This is a genomic window from Mesorhizobium sp. WSM4848, from assembly GCF_055811375.1.
On the sequence record NZ_JBVVPX010000015.1, the window covers coordinates 30578 to 44957 of the forward strand.

Below are 14380 nucleotides of genomic sequence, written 5' to 3' on the forward strand. Positions count from 1 at the left end.
TCACGGGGAGAAGGTGCCCGAAGGGCGGATGAGGGGCGGCGCCAACACCCGCGATTAGCCAATCTCCCCACCTGAGGGGGAGATATCAGGCGGCCAGAGAGGGTGGTGTCCCGCCAGCTTGATCCGCTAGAATCTCGCGAAAGCGTGTAAGTAGCGCTAACCTTTCGTCCGCTCGCGCCGCCCCTCATCCGCCTGCCGGCACCTTCTCCCCGTGAACGGGGAGAAGGGAGCACTCCACCCAACCGTTTCTTAATGTGTTTTCGTTAGACGCGGAGGCAGAAAAGAGGCGAAAACGGAGTGTGATCAGGGTGCGCTTTTCCGCGGCGACGACAGCCGGGCGGTTCCTGCCGCAGCGCCTTGCGCTGCACGCAAAGCCGCTGCTTGGCCGCATCGATGCCGTGCTGTTCACCGCCGACGAGCGCGGCGAAGCCAGCCGCATGTCGCTGATCGCCTTTTCCATCCGCATCGTCAGCGCCGTCATCGCCTTTGTCAGCCAAGTACTGATGGCGCGCTGGATGGGCTCGTTCGAATACGGCATTTTTGTCCTTGTCTGGGTGACGATGGTCATCGTCGGCAATCTCGCCTGCCTCGGCTTCCACACCTCGGTCATTCGCTTCATTCCCGAATATCGCGAGCGCAACATGCTGGCCGAATTGCGCGGCATCGTGCTGACCAGCCGCCTGTTCGTGCTGGTTGCCTCGACGGCGATCGCCGGGCTGGGCGCCCTCGGCGTCTGGCTGCTCTCGCCCTTTATTGAAAACTACTATGTCGTGCCGTTCATTCTCGGCCTCGTCTGCATGCCGATGATCGCCATGTCCGATTTGCTGCAGGGGCTGGCGCGGGCCAACTCGTGGGCGCTGTTTGCGCTGGCGCCGACTTATCTGATGCGGCCGGTGCTGATCCTGGCGCTGATGGCGCTGATGCTTCTGGTCGGCTTTGCGCCCGATGCCAGGACGGCGATCTTCGCCTCGATCGCCGCCGCCTATGCCACCACGCTCGGCCAGCTCATCGGCATCACCGCGCGGATGAACAGGAATATTTCGGCCGGGCCGATGAAGCTGCATTTCGCGCAATGGGTCCTCGTGTCGCTGCCGATCTTCCTGGTCGAAGGCTTCTTCTTCCTGCTCACCAATGCCGACGTGCTGATGGTCGGCGCCTATATGAATCCTAACGACGTCGCCGTCTATTTCGCCACGGTCAAGACGCTGGCGCTGGTGCATTTCGTCTATTTTGCGGTCAAGGCGGGCGTTGCCCAGCGCTACGCGCAATTCACCCATGGCGAGCCCGAAAAACTCGCCGCCTTCGCCCGCGAAACCGTGTCGTGGACGTTCTGGCCATCGCTGTTGATGGCGCTGCTGGTGCTGGTGCTGGGCGAGCCGATGCTGAGCTTGTTCGGGCCTGAATTCGTTGCCGGCTACCCGCTGTTGTTCCTGCTGGTCGTTGGCGTCGTCGCCCGCGCCGCCGTCGGCCCCTGTGAAAGCCTGCTCACCATGAGCGGCAACCAGAATATCTGCGCCGCCGTCTACGCCATGACGCTGGCCTTCAACATCGGCCTCAATCTGGTGCTGATCCCGCTTTTCGGCCTGTGGGGCGCGGCGATGGCCACCGCCTTCGCGATGATCTTCGAGGCCGGCGCGCTGGCCTTCACGGTCTGGCGCAGGCTCGGCATCGTCATGGTCATTTTCGTAGCCGCCAAAGGAGCCGCGTGATGGCTGCCATCCCGTTGCTCGAGGAAACCAGCGGCGGCCCGGCCGGCGCCCTGGTGTCGGGCCTCGCCGGGCTCGCCCGCGAAGCCGATCCCGCCCATATCGAATTGTTGGCCAACGGCCGGCCCCAGCGCAAACTGGCTATTTACGCCGCCTCCGCCGGCTTCGACCTGGTCGAGGAACTCGACTATCTCTGCGCCCGCACGATCGAGCCCAACGTGTTCTTCAACCCGCGCTTCTTGGCACCAGCCATGCCGCGACTGGAAGACCGCGAGGTGCGGCTGGCGGTCATCCGCGACGGCGACGAATACCGCAACCGGCTGCGCTTGCTGGTGCCGTTCTCGGTGGAGCGGCCGGCGACGCCGCTTGGCGTGCGGGTGATGCGCACATGGTCGAGCCCGTTCGGGCCGATCGGCGCGCCGCTGGTCGACCGCGACGATCCCGTCGGCGTCATCGAGGATTTCTTCGCGATGCTGTCGCGGTCGCATCTCAAACTGCCAAAAGTCTTCGTGCTGCCCGACATCCGGCTCGACGGCCCGGTGGCCAGCCTGCTGGCCACCGTCGCCGAGACGCGTGGCCTGGCGCTGGTGACCACCGGCAAGGCCGAACGGCCGATGCTCGAAAGCCAGATCGACGGCGATGAGTATCTGAAGGCCTCGCTGCACTCGCACCATTATCGCGAGTTCCGCCGCCTGAAGCGCCGCCTCGCGGACCTAGGCAGGCTGGAGCATCAGGTGGCGCGCGGACCGGAAAACATCCGCCATGCCATCGAGCGTTTTTTGACGCTCGAGGCCGCCGGCTGGAAAGGCCGCGAGCGCACCGCCATGGCCATCGACCGCTACCGCGCTGCCTTTGCCCGCGAGGCCGTGCACCGGCTGGCCGAACGGGATCTGTGCCGCATCCATTCACTGACGCTCGATGACCGCACCATCGCTTGCCTGGTCGTCTTCGTCGAGGCCGGCGTCGCCTACACCTGGAAGACGGCCTATGACGAGACGCTCGCCGCCTATTCGCCGGGCACGCTGCTGATGATCGAGGTGACCAGGCAGCATCTCGACGATCCCAACATCATGATGACCGATTCCTGCGCAGTGCCCGACCATCCGGTGATGAGCCGGCTATGGATGGAGCGCCGGCTGATCGGCACGCTGGTCCTCGGCCTGACGCCGGACGCCGACCGCCTCGCCCGCCAGGCGGCGTCGCAGATCCACCTCTACAGCGAAACCCGCAACATGGCGCGCCTGCTGCGCAACCGAGTGAAGAGCTTGCTTGGACGGCGGTAGCGTTGGCGGTCCTGCTATAGGACTTGGTTTGACAGGTCGGGCCAATCAGCAGCGAACGTCGATATTTCCTGTCAGTGGCAAATCGCAAACCTTCGAGATTAGCCGACGCATCCCTCCACTTCGGTCGAGTAGAGGTGATGGTCGCCCATCGCCCCCCTCACAGATCCCGGCGTGCAGCTTTCCCGCACCGGGCTCTTCCACCAGGTTACCCAACCGCATTCGCGCTTTAGCGTCAGTTGTGCACGATCCGCGGTGCCGGGAGCGGGATGCGCGCCAGGGTGGCTCTGAACCGGTCCCAAGGGAGCTTGGGGCGTTGCCCCCGCCGCCGAAGCAGTGTGGGATTTAGCTAATCGCAGACGTTGGAGATTGGTAGCTGCAGGCCGGCCGGCAGCGACCTTCCACAGTCCCTTTCAGGCTCAGTCGAAGAACCAAATCACTGTGTCGAGGGCCTAGGTCATCAGGGTTAATTCTCCCAACCAGCGGAAAGGATTAGCATCGGCGACAATCTCGGCCGCGCAACCAGCATCATTGCCGCCTCGATCCTGCACGGCCAGAACAAAAATCTGGGAGGAATGCATGACGAAAACAACTCACTTCAGGCGTCGCAGTATTCTCGCTTTGACTGGCCTCATCGGCGCCTGCCTGACTGCGGCCGCAGCTCAGGCCGGCGAGCCCGGCAAGGTCGAGATCGATGCCCTGAAACAATCGCTATCGAAGTACGAAGACTATAAGGCCGCCATTCGCGACCTCTATCTGTCGACGGTCGGATGCGTTTATTACAGCGGCGAAAAAGTGGCTGGAGCTATGGATTACCCGAAGGGCGCGATGGGCATTCATTTCGTCAACGTCGCGAGCGTCAGCCCGACACCAGATCCAGCGCGCCCAAATGTCCTTATCTATGAGCCGGTCGACGGCGGCTTGCGCCTGGTGGCCGTGGAATGGCTTGTTCCGCTGACGCCCGACACCAAAGAGCCGCCGAAACTCTTTGGACAGACGTTCCAGGGGCCGATGGAGGGGCATTATCCGCTTATTCCGGTGGAGTTCTACCATTACGATCTTCACGTCTGGCTGTTCAAGGACAACCCGCTCGGAATGTTCAGCCCGACGAACCCCGACGTGAAATGCGACAATTACGCGTTTCCGATGCCGGAGCAGCCGACCAAGATGGTGCCGGGGCCGATGTAATAGCGATCTGAAGTACGGAGTCTGATCTAATCAGGAAGCACCGGCGTGGGCCTGAATTATGGTTCTCCCAGGATGCTCCTGGGATAACATTCAACCGAGCTTTCAAGGCGTCTCGGGTGGAAAATGGTGCCCCTAGCCGGGATCGAACCAGCACTCCTTGCGGAACTCGATTTTGAGTCGAGCGCGTCTACCAATTCCGCCATAGGGGCTCAGGCCGGGCGGCCTGGATGGGCGCGGACTATACGGTTGGAGGCCTGTTCGTCAACTGGCCAATTCCCGGCATGCGGCGATCCTGCCTAGGCAGGGTGTATAGCCTTTTTTGCCGGCGAATGCCGACGCAGTAACGTAGCTGAACCACAATGATCGTATTGCTTCAGTTCGAAGCGGGTTTCTTTTTGAGCGCAACGTACTCTTCGCGATCATTGTAGGAAACCGCGACAGCGCTGTTCGCCTTGGTCGAGAGCCTATTCACGTAGTTGTCCATATGGTGGTCGGCGAGGTCGGCAAGACCGATGGAGCGCGACAACTCTCCGAGCGAAATGCGATCGGCATCGTGCTCGGGTAGGAACACGTAGCGCGGACCTTCCAGGAGAATGACTTCTGGACCGATATGCTGGTACGAACCATGAATACGGTTGAATACAGTTGTCGGCGGCAGCATCGGCACGATGTCGTTCTCATCGACGACACGGGTGATCGTCAGAAACCCAAGCCGTTCGACGCCGGCCGAGGTGGTGAATTTCGGCTGCCCGAAGGTGACGACCTTCACGACGTCGTAGTCATCCTCGACCATGTATATCGCAAGTAGCGCAGCGATCGCTCCGCCCAGCGAATGTCCGGTTATGAAGGTCTTGTAGTTCGGCTTCAGATACGGCTTCATGTCATCGTAGATGGCACGAGCTGTAGCGTCGAAGCCGGAATGGACCGGGATATCGATATCCAGATCCTGCCGGACTCTTATCTCGATGTCTTCGAAAATGTTCTTTTTGTTGGCCGTTCCGCGGATCGAGATGTATTGGCTCTTGGCCTTGTCGTCCCGCTCGACGAAATACAGCGCATCGGTCTTGCCCGGCGAGCCGACGCGCACCGTGGAGGGATATTTGGCGCGGATGGCCGCTTCCGCCGCATAGGCGGTCTTTGCCCTACCGGCATAAGCGGAAAGCTCTACGAAATCGACTTTGCTGGGCGTGACCGTCGAACCGAGCGCCAGCAATTCCTTGGAAGAAATTCCGACGCAACCCGTCAACGCCATCGTGCAGAGGGCGATCGCTGTCAACAGTTCGACAGCGAGGCGTGGTGGCCGAAGAATTGTGAACACGGTGCTGCGCTCTGCCTTAATCTGCGTTCTTCGCCCATTGCGCTGCACTGGTGAACTCTTCTCTAGCAGTAGTATACACCAACAGCGCAGCGCCGCACGGTGCGACGCGCTACGCCGGCAACGCTGACCGGCGTAAGCGGACGCCCGACCCTGGCCTCGGCGCTCGAGATGAAGCCGTATGAGCCGGGAACCGCAAGCCTCTCAGAGGCTTCGATCCCGACAAGTCCGATCACTCCGGCGAGGAAAAAAATTCTCAGCTTGATTGTCATGGTCATTGGTTACCTCCGGGGGAAAACTGAGCGGGAAGTTCATCGGTATCGGTGAGTTCGGCTGCTTCGACCTTCTTGGCATCGGTCGTGTTCTTGAAGGCAAAATCGTCGGCCGCGACCTCGCTGCCAACCTTCCAGTCCCTGACCTGGACGCTGTATTGCGGGCCTTGGTCCACCTCCTTGGAGGTGATGACATACCGGCAGGGATAAGGGTTCTCGCCTTGCGCGATCCAGATCTGCCAGTCGACCTCCTTGGCCCGGAACGCCAGGTGATCGCATTCGGTGCCGCCGATCACGCCGCTGCCGAGGTCCTTGATGTCGGTCACGCCGTCCATCAGCACGTCGTAAACATTGGACGTGAGCAGATCGGCACCCGGAACGGGCCTATGGAACTTGTCGCGCAGCTCGTCGATCAGATGGTCAAGGTCGCCGGGTAACTCGGCCTGGGTGTAGAGGTTGGCATTCTTGCCCAGTAGAGTCAGAGTCTTTCCGTCGAAGATCATCTCGACACTGGCGAAACCGCCATCGCGTGCGGCGCGAATCTTGTCGGGACGGTTGAGGGTGGCGGTGCCCGAGCTCGCGAACAGAAGCTTCTGATGATCTTTGGTGACGACTTCCAGGTTCGTATCGTAGCCAAACGAAATCATCTGCTGCGCTGCCATGTAGTCCGACATGGCTTTCAGCAGGCTCTTGGCGTGCGTCTCGTCGGCGTTCGCGGCCAAAGGCGCTGACAGGCTTAGGGCGGCCGCCAGCAAGGTTGCTTTTGAAATTTTGGTCGTTTTCGATCTGAGGCTAATCATCAGACAACTCCTCCTCATTAGCTCCTCCTCCTCATCGTCGCACGCATCATCCCCTTTTGGAACGAGTTTAGCGTGCCGCATGCCCTTCCTTGTCTCGCACAAATGCCCAAGTCAAAAGTGATGTCAGGAGTATGTGCAGGACAACCGCCGGCCACAACAGGATGCCGGTGAAGCCGCCTGTGAAACCGAGGTAGGCGAGATACAGAGCGACGGCCGTGCTGTAGGTCAACATCCCGAGCAGCGGCGAACCCGGCCAGCAGGCGACTCCCAGCCCGATCAGGGCGAGCCCTGCGACCCGTGCGACCGGTAGGGCGATGCCGGCAAGTTCCTGGCCGAGCAACAGCCGCCCGACGAGCGACGGGACGACGAACAAAGCCACCCCTGTCAAGACTTCACCGACGGCCGCGAAAATGAGCACCTTCTTCATTGTACCAGTCCGCTCGGTCATTCGCCCTCGCGACTCGATTGGCAATTGCCAGTGCCGCGAGGGGCTTTGCTTCAGAATTACTGCGTGTACTGCGGCTACTGCAGTTTGAACGTCAGCTTGTCGATCTTGCCGGTGAACTTGAACGGAGCGTCGTAGCGATACTCCACCATTGCGACGCCAGTGCGGGTGTCTGCGCCAACGTCGAAACTTTCGTCCTCCGGAAACATGATCGGGGTAGTATTGTCCATGGTATTCTTGGCCACTTCCTTGCCATCGACGGACAGCACGCCCGTTCCACCCTTGCCCAAACCCGGACCGTCGGACTTGAAGTCGAAGACAATGGTGTGCTTGCCGGGTTCCAGATAAGGCCCCTCCCAGGTCGTGCGCTTGAGATCGAGGAGGTTGTAGAGGAACACCACTTTGCCCTCACCGATGCCGAACTCACCCTTGCTCAGGAACAGGCCGTACCCCCCGAAGCGACCTCCCTGGGTGACAATCATGCCTTCTGCGCCATCCTCGGGAATGTCGACTTCGGCTGTGATCGTGTAGGACTTGTCGAGAATGCTCGGCGCTCCGCTCGCCGGCACGCCGGTCAGTTCTCCCGAATAGGTGAACTCGGTCCGCCCTGCCGTGAGACTCGGGCGCGGCGTGGTGAAGCGCGCGAGCACCGAGTTATCGAGCGGCAGCACGTCATTCTTCTTTGCCTCGGCGTAGAAGAGATCCTGCATCTCCTTGAGTTTGTCCGGCATCTTGGTGGCCAGGTCGTTTGACTCGGTGGGATCCTCCGCCACGTTATAGAGTTCCCAATTGTATCCGGTGATGACGTCCGGCGGCGTCGCGGTGGTCGCCGCCCACGGGAGATTCGCCGGCGTCGTGGCGGCGACCCACCCGTCGCTGTAGATGGCGCGGTTGCCGAGCATCTCGAAATATTGAGTCTTACGGGTGGATGGCGCGTTGGCGTTCGCCTGGTCCCAGGTGTAGGCCATGCTCACGCCGTCCATAGGGCGCTGCTTGATGCCGTCGATCGTATCGGGGGCCGGGATGCCAGTCACTTCGAGGATGGTCGGCACGATATCGATGACGTGGTGGAACTGGCGGCGGATGCCGCCGACGTCGTTGATGTGGCCCGGCCAGGACATGGCGACACCCTGTGCCGTTCCGCCGAAGTGTGACGCCACCTGCTTCGTCCATTGGAACGGCGTGTCCATCGCCCACGCCCAGCCAGCCGAAAAGTGGGGGAAGGTCCGTTCCGATCCCCAGAACGGATACCAGAGGAACTGATCCTTGACGGGCACTTGAACGCCGTTGAAGAAGGTGAATTCGTTCGGCGTGCCATTGAGCATGCCTTCCGGGCTCGCGCCGTTGTCGCCGCTGATGTAGATAATCAAGGTGTCGTCGAGTTCGCCGAGGTCTTCGACGGCCTGAATGACCCGGCCGATCTCATGGTCGGTGTAGGCGAGGTACGCTCCGTAGACGTCGGCTTGCTTGATGAAGAGCTTCTTCTCTTCGAAACTGAGGGAGTCCCATTCGGGCAGTCCCTTCGGCCAGGCCGTGAGATTGGCGTTGTCAGGCATGATGCCCAGCCGCTTCTGGTTGGCAAAGATCGTATCCCGCAGCTTGTTCCAGCCGTCGTCGAACAAGTGCATGTCGCCGATCTTCTTGACCCATTCCGGGGTCGGATGGTGCGGCGCGTGGGTCCCGCCAGGAACGTAGTAGACGAAGAACGGCTTTTCGGGCGCGATCTCCTTGAGCTGCTTCATATATTGGATTGCGTCATCGGCCATCGCCGTTGTGAGGTTCCAGCCGGGGCTGCCCTCAAAGGGGTAGATGGCCGTCGTGTTGCGGTAGAGGTTGGGCTCCCACTGGCTGGCGTCGCCACCGACGAAGCCGTAGAAATATTCGAACCCCATTCCTGTCGGCCATTGATCGAACGGCCCGGGCTGGGTCGATTGGTAGGAGGGTGTGTTGTGGTCCTTGCCGAACCACGAGGTGGCGTATCCGTTGTCCCTGAGAATCGTGCCGACGGTGCCGTTTTCCTTTCGGATGATCGAGTCGTAGCCCGGGAACCCCGTTGCAGCTTCGCCGACAACCCCGAAGCCGGCCACGTGGTGGTTGCGCCCGGTGATCAGCGCTGCCCGCGTCGGTGAGCAGAGCGACGTGGAGTGAAAGTTCGTATAGCGCAGTCCGGCATTGGCGATGCGATCCAGAGCAGGGGTCGGGACGACGCCGCCAAACGTGCCCGGCGCGCCAAAGCCGGCATCGTCCGACATGATCAGCAGCACGTTGGGCGCGCCCTTCGGCGGCACGACGCGCGGCGCCCACCAGGCCTGCGACTCCGAAGCTTTTTCCTTGATTGACCCGCCGAATGTTGGATCCGGCGCTGGAAGCTGTTTTCCGTCGATCGTCGTCGTGGCGCCGGGAGTACCCGGCGTGCCGGTAACCTGCTGCGCCAATGCGGGGACGCAACTCAGGACAAAAAGGCTTGCTCCCGCAATCAGGCTGTGACTGACCGTCATTGTAGAACCCTCCCTTGGCCTCAGCACGGCCGCCTTCCTATCTGTGGGGTCGACTTCTCTCGCGTCGGCGCCCGTCCTAGTGGTCGTTTTGCGTTGAAGCAAAGCAGGCAAAGGTTGACCATGGCGCAAGCCAGGCCAACCAAAGGCGTTACTCGGCAGCCTTCTTCATAGCTTCCTCAAGCCGTCCCTTGTCAGCATCACTCAGCTGAGGCCGATCGATCACAAGCTTGAGGCTGTCGATTGTGCCCGTGAAGGCGAAGGGCACCGAGTAGGAAGCGTCGTCCACCGGCGTCCCCGTATCGGAGCCGATGTCCATATTCTCGTCCCAGGCCAGGATGAGCGGAACGGTGGCCGGCATCTTCTGTGTCGCCACGACATTGCCGTCCACCTTCAACTCGCCTGTGCCACCCTTGCCGATGCCGCTGAAGTCGTTGAAGGCGAGCGTCGCAGCCCCTAGCCCGTCATACTTGAAGTCGAACTCAAGTGTGTGTTTGCCGGGAGTCAGGGCGTCGGGTGCTTCCCAGGCCACTTTCTGCAGGCCGAGCAGGTTCCAGACGAAGGTGGGCTTGCCCTTACTGACGAACAAACCGTAGCCGGTGAAGCGGCCGCCTTGCGTAATGATCATGCCGTCGCCGCCGCCATCGGGCACCGTTACCTCGGCGGTGAAAGTGTACGAGGAGTTCAGTATCGCGGGCGCGACGCCATTCGAGATGCCTGTCATTTTGCCAGGGAACTCGAACTCGGACCGGCCAGCTGTGATTGATGGCCGCGGCGTGACGAGACGGCTTACCACCGAAGCGTCGAGCGGCATCACGTTGTACTTTTTGGCCTCCTGCCACCAGACCGCCTCAAGCTCCTTGACCTTGTCCGGACTTTGCGCCGCCAAGTCGCGGTTCTGCGTCCAGTCCGTGTTGATGTCGTAGAGTTCCCAGTCAGCCTTGGCCGGGTTGGTGTTCTGCGGACCCGCCGTCACCCACGCCGGACGGCTCACCTTGTCCACCAGCATCCAGCCCTCGTGGTAGATCGCGTAATTGCCGAACATCTCGAAGTATTGGGTCACGTGATGCGAGGGTTCGTCGGCGTTTGCTGCGTCGAAAGTGTAGCTGAGGCTCGATCCTTCCATCGGGCTCTGCGCAATGCCGTCGACGACCGAGGGTTCGCGGATTCCCGCAGCCTCCAGGATGGTCGGAGCGATATCGATGACGTGGGCGAACTGGTTGCGGATGCCGCCTTTGTCAGTGATGACTTTGGGCCAGGCAATCGCCATGCCCTGCCGTGTGCCGCCGAAATGGGACGAAATCTGCTTGGTCCACTTGAACGGCGTATCGAAGGCCCAGGACCACGGAACCGCCATGTGGTTGTAGGTGAACTCGGTGCCCCAGATGTCGTAGAAGCTCTTCAGCTGCACGTCGACCGGCACTTCAATGCCGTTGAACATCGCCACTTCGTTCGGCGTGCCGATCAATGTGCCTTCCGCAGACGATCCGTTGTCGCCGGATATGTAGATGATCAGCGTGTTCTCGAGGTCGCCGCTATCCTCCACAGCCTGAACCACCCGGCCAATCTCGGCGTCGGTGTAGGAAAGATAGGCGGCATAGACATTGGCCTGCCGGATGAACATCTTCTTCTCGTCATCCGTCAGTTGGTCCCAGTTCTTTAGAAGGTCCGAAGGCCAAGGGGTAAGATCCGCTGTCTGCGGGATCACGCCGAGTTTTTTCTGGTTGGCGAAGATCGTGTCGCGCAGCTTGTTCCAGCCACCGTCGAAGAGATGCATGTCTTCGGTCTTCTTGATCCACTCGGGCGTCGGATGGTGCGGCGCGTGGGTCCCGCCGGGTGCGTAGTAGACCAGCCAAGGCTGGTCCGGCGACAGAGTATTTAGCTGGGTCATATAGTCGATGGCATCGTCCGCCATCGCGGTGATCAGGTTGTAGCCCTTCTGCGTTTCAAACGGGTAGATCTGGGTGGTGTTGCGGAACAGGTTGCCCGGCGTCCATTGGCTCGTGTCGCCGCCCATGAAGCCATAAAAATAGTCGAAGCCCATGCCTGTGGGCCACTGGTCGAAGGGACCGGCCATGCTGATGTGATAGCCTGGCGTGTTGTGGTTCTTGCCGAACCACGAGGTATTGTAGCCGTTGTCCTTCAGGATCGTGCCGACGGTCGCCTTGTCCTTGGTGATGACGCTATCGTAGCCCGGATACCCGGTCGCCTGTTCCGAGATAACCCCGAAACCCGTCGAATGGTGGTTGCGTCCGGTTATCAGGGCGGCCCGCGTCGGCGAACAAAGCGCCGTGGAGTGCATGTTCGTATAGCGCAGCCCCATGTCAGCAATTTTGTCGAGTGTCGGGGTTGGAATTACGCCTCCGAACGTTGAAGGAGCGCCAAAGCCGACGTCGTCGGTGATGATCAGCAGGACGTTCGGAGCTCCTTCTGGCGGGGCGACGCGCGGCTGCCAGAACGGGGTCGATTCAAGCGCGTTGCGCTCGGTCTTGCCGCCAAACGGCATGTCGGGCGCAGGCAGTTGGAGCCCGTCGATCGTTCGCGTGGCAGCCGGAGAACCCAGCGGCGCATCGGATTGCTGTGCCTGCCCAACGCCCGTCAGGGCAACAACCATGCCGGTCGCCGCAACTACCGTTCTCATTGAGCAAGTAGCTATTTTGCCAAGGTGACGTTTCAAGCCTTCCTCCTTTGCATGCAAACGAACCGGTGCAGAACGGACTGTGCTGACCACCTGGCGCAACATCTTCTCAATGCATCACACTGTCGATAAGCAGCATGTAAGTTACGCGAAACTTCATGTTGGTCTGAAACCGCGCCACGTTCTTTGATCTGCGTCAATGCACGTCTAGTCGGGTCGAGACGGAGTTGCTGGCTCGTTAGTCGCAAGGCTGCGTGACTGGCGCGCGACAGGGCAGACGTTGGCTCGGCGAACATCCCCTGAGATTGCCACGGTCTGAAAAGGCGACCCGGCTGCCCAGGGAATCGGGTGGGAGTCGAAGCAGCCGGGTCATGCCGGGTTGCCCGAGCTCCAGCTAAATAAGCATCTGCTCAATCTAGCAAAATACAATAGCGGCGTGGCTGGTCTATGCTTGAGGGTCGTCCCGCCGGCCAGGTAGGCCTGCCCGTGCATGAAGCACGTGGTCGGGCTCGCGAACTCGACGGGCACGCAAGACTGCCGCCGCATTGTCAGAGGTGCAGTCCTGTCGATTGGGTGTAGTTGCAACCGAGCAAATGAGAACAAGGGCTGTCAGCATCGTCAGCTCCATCCATTGCGGCGCGAGGTCGGAATCGCGTGAAGGGGTCAAACACGACAGCGCCGTCACGAGGCTTCATCCGGCCTGTGGCGGGCCTCTCTGAGCTTTGACACAGTCTGGAAAACGGGCGTCTTAGGCAGAAATTGCGCTATTTCTGCTTGACAGACCTCGGTCGGCGCCACAGCGCTCGGATTCAGGCGTATAGTCGCGCATTGCTGGCAGTTCGATCTCAACGATCACCGCGGCGGGTGATTGAAGCGATTTACGTGATGCCAGCGCAGAGTTTAAGCAGGGCAAGACTTAGAGAGCGATCAATCGATATCAACCCTTTGCCCGACGCAACCCCAACTACAGGAGGCCCCCAATGCCACGTATGCGTGCTGTTCAAGTGAAAAACGCCAATGGACCATTCGAGCTGGTCGAACGCGAGATTCCGATCCCGGCTCCGGGCCAAGTCCTGATCAAGGTCCAAGCGTGTGGAGTATGTCACAGCGATGCCTTGACCAAATTGGGGGTATTCCCGGGAATCGCCTATCCGCGGGTGCCAGGCCACGAAGTTGTGGGTGTCATCGACAAGGTCGGCGAGCGTGTGCCCAATTGGAAGCCTGGGCAGCGGGTCGGCGTTGGCTGGCACGGCGGTCATTGCGGCCATTGCCCCTCCTGCCGTCGTGGTGATTTCATCACATGTGCGAATGGGCAGATTCCCGGCATCACCTATGATGGCGGGTATGCCGATTACATGATCGCGCCGTTCGAAGCCCTGGCTGCGATCCCAGATGATCTGCAGGCCGCCGAAGCCGCGCCGCTCCTGTGCGCGGGCATCACGACCTACAATGCGTTGCGGAATAGCGGGATCCGTGCGGGTGATACCGTCGCGGTGCTCGGCATCGGCGGTCTAGGTCATCTCGGTGTGCAGTTCGCCGCCAAAATGGGCTGCCGCACGGTCGCCATTGCGCGGGGCGCTGACAAGCGGCCGCTGGCGCACAAGCTTGGCGCTCATCACTATTTCGACAGCACCACCCAGGATGCTGCCGCCGAACTGAATAAGCTGGGTGGGGCTCGCGTGATCCTGTCCACCGTCACCAATTCGCAGGCGATGAGCGCGGTGCTTGGCGGACTGGCTGTTGATGGCAAGATGATCGTCGTTGGCGCTTCACCCGACCCCATCGAGGTCTCGCCATTCCTTCTGATCGGCGGCCGCCGGGCGATCCAGGGATGGCCTTCTGGAACCTCGGCTGATTCCGAAGACACTTTGGCTTTCAGCGCCCTCGCCAACATTCGCCCAATGATCGAAACGATGCCGCTTGAGCGCGCGGCAGAAGCCTATGAGAGGATGATGAGCGGCGCAGCCCGGTTCCGCATGGTGATAACGACCGGGTAATGGCCCGGTCGTTGTGCCTGTGTCGCCGAGCACCCCCGACGCCGCGGACTTGCGCCTGCCACTTGTCGTTTCGTTTGCGTATGGATGCCATAACGCGTTGCTCCTTTTGATGTGACGAGATTGTGACCGGCCGCAACAAAGAGCTATTTCGGGAGTGGGGAGGCACCTCCAACCCTGTGTTTTTGCAGGGTATTTAGTGGCGCGCCGGAGAGGATGAAGATGAGAACTGGCTCGTCAGCATGAT

General features: G+C 60.8%; 10 protein-coding genes and 1 tRNA gene. 4 read left to right on the forward strand and 7 right to left on the reverse strand.

What is annotated here, in order from left to right:
- Nucleotides 1-308 precede the first annotated feature (308 nt).
- The 3 genes from AC0L16_RS15765 (at nt 309) to AC0L16_RS15775 (ending at nt 4174) form a co-directional block, all read left to right on the forward strand.
- Complete coding sequence (locus tag AC0L16_RS15765; RefSeq protein ID WP_473621920.1) at nt 309-1709, forward strand: lipopolysaccharide biosynthesis protein; 1401 nt, start codon at nt 309-311, stop codon at nt 1707-1709.
- Complete coding sequence (locus AC0L16_RS15770; RefSeq protein ID WP_473621806.1) at nt 1709-2989, forward strand: GNAT family N-acetyltransferase; 1281 nt, start codon at nt 1709-1711, stop codon at nt 2987-2989. The genes AC0L16_RS15765 and AC0L16_RS15770 overlap by 1 nt, the downstream gene beginning before the upstream one ends.
- A gap of 576 nt (nt 2990-3565) precedes the next feature.
- Nucleotides 3566-4174, forward strand: a complete 609-nt coding sequence (locus AC0L16_RS15775; RefSeq protein ID WP_473621808.1) for a hypothetical protein — start codon at nt 3566-3568, stop codon at nt 4172-4174.
- 124 nt (nt 4175-4298) lie between these two features.
- Here the strand turns inward: AC0L16_RS15775 and AC0L16_RS15780 are convergent.
- The 7 genes from AC0L16_RS15780 to AC0L16_RS15810 all read right to left on the reverse strand — a co-directional run bounded on the left by AC0L16_RS15780 (nt 4299) and on the right by AC0L16_RS15810 (nt 12115).
- Nucleotides 4299-4383, reverse strand: a tRNA-Leu gene (locus AC0L16_RS15780).
- Nucleotides 4384-4547: 164 nt separating this feature from the next.
- Complete coding sequence (locus AC0L16_RS15785; protein ID WP_473621810.1) at nt 4548-5492, reverse strand: lipase family protein; 945 nt, start codon at nt 5490-5492, stop codon at nt 4548-4550.
- A 62-nt stretch (nt 5493-5554) separates the two neighbouring features.
- Nucleotides 5555-5767, reverse strand: coding sequence for a hypothetical protein (locus AC0L16_RS15790; protein WP_473621811.1), 213 nt, complete (start codon nt 5765-5767; stop codon nt 5555-5557).
- Complete coding sequence (locus tag AC0L16_RS15795; RefSeq protein WP_473621812.1) at nt 5764-6561, reverse strand: DUF2092 domain-containing protein; 798 nt, start codon at nt 6559-6561, stop codon at nt 5764-5766. Before AC0L16_RS15795 ends, AC0L16_RS15790 begins: the two co-directional genes overlap by 4 nt.
- 67 nt (nt 6562-6628) lie before the next feature.
- Nucleotides 6629-6988 carry a hypothetical protein gene (locus AC0L16_RS15800; protein WP_473489264.1) on the reverse strand — a complete coding sequence of 120 codons (360 nt, stop codon included), beginning with the start codon at nt 6986-6988 and terminating at the stop codon, nt 6629-6631.
- Nucleotides 6989-7083: 95 nt separating this feature from the next.
- On the reverse strand, nt 7084-9504 hold the full coding sequence (locus tag AC0L16_RS15805) for an arylsulfatase (protein WP_473621813.1): 2421 nt from the start codon (nt 9502-9504) through the stop codon (nt 7084-7086).
- A gap of 148 nt (nt 9505-9652) precedes the next feature.
- Nucleotides 9653-12115 carry an arylsulfatase gene (locus AC0L16_RS15810; RefSeq protein WP_473621814.1) on the reverse strand — a complete coding sequence of 821 codons (2463 nt, stop codon included), beginning with the start codon at nt 12113-12115 and terminating at the stop codon, nt 9653-9655.
- A 1004-nt stretch (nt 12116-13119) separates the two neighbouring features.
- Here AC0L16_RS15810 and AC0L16_RS15815 point away from each other — a divergent pair.
- Nucleotides 13120-14136 carry an alcohol dehydrogenase gene (locus AC0L16_RS15815; protein ID WP_077372807.1) on the forward strand — a complete coding sequence of 339 codons (1017 nt, stop codon included), beginning with the start codon at nt 13120-13122 and terminating at the stop codon, nt 14134-14136.
- Nucleotides 14137-14380: the final 244 nt, after the last annotated feature.

Coding starts and splice junctions, on each gene's coding strand:
- AC0L16_RS15770 (WP_473621806.1), top strand. CDS start 1,709: ATGGCTGCCATCCCGTTGCTCGAGGAAACCAGCGGCGGCCCGGCCGGC.
- AC0L16_RS15775 (WP_473621808.1), top strand. CDS start 3,566: ATGACGAAAACAACTCACTTCAGGCGTCGCAGTATTCTCGCTTTGACT.
- AC0L16_RS15790 (WP_473621811.1), bottom strand. CDS start 5,767: ATGACCATGACAATCAAGCTGAGAATTTTTTTCCTCGCCGGAGTGATC.
- AC0L16_RS15795 (WP_473621812.1), bottom strand. CDS start 6,561: ATGATTAGCCTCAGATCGAAAACGACCAAAATTTCAAAAGCAACCTTG.
- AC0L16_RS15800 (WP_473489264.1), bottom strand. CDS start 6,988: ATGAAGAAGGTGCTCATTTTCGCGGCCGTCGGTGAAGTCTTGACAGGG.
- AC0L16_RS15805 (WP_473621813.1), bottom strand. CDS start 9,504: ATGACGGTCAGTCACAGCCTGATTGCGGGAGCAAGCCTTTTTGTCCTG.
- AC0L16_RS15810 (WP_473621814.1), bottom strand. CDS start 12,115: ATGGTTGTTGCCCTGACGGGCGTTGGGCAGGCACAGCAATCCGATGCG.
- AC0L16_RS15815 (WP_077372807.1), top strand. CDS start 13,120: ATGCCACGTATGCGTGCTGTTCAAGTGAAAAACGCCAATGGACCATTC.